This window comes from Tabrizicola oligotrophica, assembly GCF_011008935.1.
Taxonomy (GTDB): domain Bacteria; phylum Pseudomonadota; class Alphaproteobacteria; order Rhodobacterales; family Rhodobacteraceae; genus Tabrizicola_A; species Tabrizicola_A oligotrophica.
This window is the reverse complement of the sequence record NZ_JAAIVJ010000032.1, coordinates 1-2,415: the sequence shown is the minus strand read 5'-3', so window position 1 is coordinate 2,415 and position 2,415 is coordinate 1. Positions and strand designations below refer to the sequence as shown.

2 protein-coding genes are annotated in these 2,415 nt (G+C 62.4%); both read right to left on the bottom strand.

The annotated features are described in order from the left end of the window. Positions 1-195: 195 nt before the first annotated feature. Complete coding sequence (locus tag G4Z14_RS18660; RefSeq protein ID WP_164628463.1) at positions 196-1,935, bottom strand: recombinase family protein; 1,740 nt, start codon at positions 1,933-1,935, stop codon at positions 196-198. After that, a partial coding sequence (locus G4Z14_RS18655) for a DUF2924 domain-containing protein (protein ID WP_227751873.1) occupies positions 1,932-2,415 on the bottom strand: 484 nt, incomplete at its 5' end. The genes G4Z14_RS18655 and G4Z14_RS18660, both read right to left, overlap by 4 nt.

Sequence of the window (2,415 nt, the reverse complement as noted above, 5' to 3'; positions counted from 1 at the left end):
TCCGCCATCCACAATCTTGGGTTGCATATCTCTGCCGCTCCGCGGGTTTTTCTGCGTGGTTTCCGCGGGTTGGCGCCAGGCCTGCATATCAGAGACGCCAAGTCCTACCCGAGTTTGCAGCAACTTCGCCAACAGTCTCTCGGCAACAATTTCGTCCTGCGGTTTTGTGATTTGGGAGAATCCTGCGGGGTGGATTTAGAGGCCGAGCGCCTTGATTTGCTGAGCCCAGTCGGCGGGGAGGTTCAAGCGCAGGATGGCATCGGTGCTCCATTGCGGGCCGAGCGTGCCTTTGAGGATGGCGCGCTGGATCTGCGGGGCGAGGAAGGCGAGCGTGAGGCGGCTGCGAATGGCGCTTTCGGAGCGGCTTTCGGACGAGGCAATTTGCGCGAGGCTTTGACCAGAGCGCAGCGCCTTGGCCCATGCATGGGCACGGGCAAGGTTCTGTTGCAGGGTCGGATCCGGCCGTGGCAGGGTGTTGCCCGAGATCAGCCTGGTTTCCACGCCGCGGCGGCGTTGGGTGAAGGGCTGTTCAAAACCCGTTAAAGCCGGGCTTAACTGTTCGATTTGCAGCCCCAACCTCCGGGCGATTTCGCCGCGGTCCAGTGCAATGCGCAGTCTGCCGGGTTCCAGATGGATGGTTTCGATCAGCGGCCAGAGTTGTCCCGGGTCAGGGTGATCGGCCAGGTCGGCTACAGCTTTGCAAAGCTGCTGTGCCGTCCCCGCCTCCGGTGTGACCATGACATCATGGGCCTGCGCGCGACTGCGCAGATGATCCCGCAGGGCCGCAAGTAACAAGGCCTCAAGCTGCGGGGCGGGAAGCCGCCATCCCGAAGGATCACGTCCCATGGTGATGAGGCGGCGCGAGACATAGTAGCGAAAGCGCCGGTTGTGGCGATTGGTGTGGCTGGGCGTCAGCCGGTCGCCGGTTTCGTCGAAGAGCTTGGTTGCCAAGGGGGCGACGGGTTCAAGGCCCGGTTTGCTTTGGTCTGCCGCGGCCTCCTGAGTGGCTGATGCCGCAATAGTCGTAGCCCGCTTCTGCCGCTTTCGAGCTGCGCCATCCTGCAGCTTTGCCTGAACCGCCTCCCATGTTGCTGCATCGATGATCGGCGCGTGCTGCCCGGGATGCACCAGCGCCTTATGCCGGATCAGGCCGCGGTAGACGGGGTTGGTCAGCAGATAATGCAACTGTCCATAAGAGAAGGGCGCGGGCGTAGCGGCCGCAGCACGGGCATCCGCGGAATGATCGGCCTTGCGGGGGCTTAGGCCCGCAGCGAGGGCAGCGTCGCGCGTGGCCATCAGCGTGCCCGTCTTCAAGTAAAGGTCAAAGAGCGCCTGCACCGTTTTGGCTTCTTCGGAGTTGATCGCCAACACTCGGGCCTTGAGCGGATCTTTCGGTGGATCGTAGCCCAAAGGTAGACTGCCGCCCATCCACAGGCCCTTGCGCTTTGAGGCGGCCACCTTGTCGCGGATCCGCTCTGCCGTCACTTCGCGTTCGAACTGGGCAAAGGATAACAGCACGTTCAGTGTCAACCGGCCCATCGAGGATGAAGTGTTGAAGGCCTGCGTTACCGAGACAAAAGAGCAGCCCTTGCGCTCCAATCGCTCGACCAGCCGGGCAAAGTCAGCCAGCGAACGCGTCAGCCGGTCGATCTTGTAGACGACGATCATCCCCACCCGACCAGCATCGACCTCAGCCAACAGGCGCTGCAACGCGGGCCGTTCCAGCGTGCCACCCGACAGGCCGCCGTCATCGAAACGGTCGGGCAGGAGTTTCCAACCCTCGTGCCGTTGGCTGGCGACATAAGCCGCGCAGGCCTCATGCTGCGCGTCAAGCGAGTTGAAGCCCTGCTCCAACCCTTCGTCCGAAGACTTCCGGGTATAAATCGCGCAGCGCAGGGTTTGAGGACGGGCGGAGGTTCGGCTGGGGGCGTTCATTTCGGCACCCGCTTCTTGTTTGTTGCCGCACTGGCGGCTGCTTTCACGCCAAAGAAGCGTGGCCCAGACCAATGCGCACCAGTGATGGCCTTGGCAATGGCCGACAGGGATGCATGGACGTCGCCGTTCCAGAGATATCCCGCCTCGGTGTGCTCGACGACATGGGTGACACCATTCCATTCCCGCAAGAACCGGCTGCCCTGCGCCATGCGGGCCGTCTTGGCCCGAGAGCTCCCAGCCCCAAGGCGCGCGATCTCTACCAAATCCGCCTTGCTCAGCCCCCCACCAGCATTGACTTGCAATTCGAAAGCCAAAAATCGCCGCAACAGGCCCTGGCTCATGCCACGCGGCACAACCGTGCCCATCACCGTGGGCCAGAGATCAAGCAGCCCCTCCCTCCCCATCTGTGCTAAAGCCTCAACGCTTGGGGTGTTTTGGGTTTCCCGAGGCTGCATTTGGTCTTTCGTTCGCTTTGACATC

Coding starts and splice junctions, on each gene's coding strand:
- G4Z14_RS18660 (WP_164628463.1), bottom strand. CDS start 1,935: ATGAACGCCCCCAGCCGAACCTCCGCCCGTCCTCAAACCCTGCGCTGC.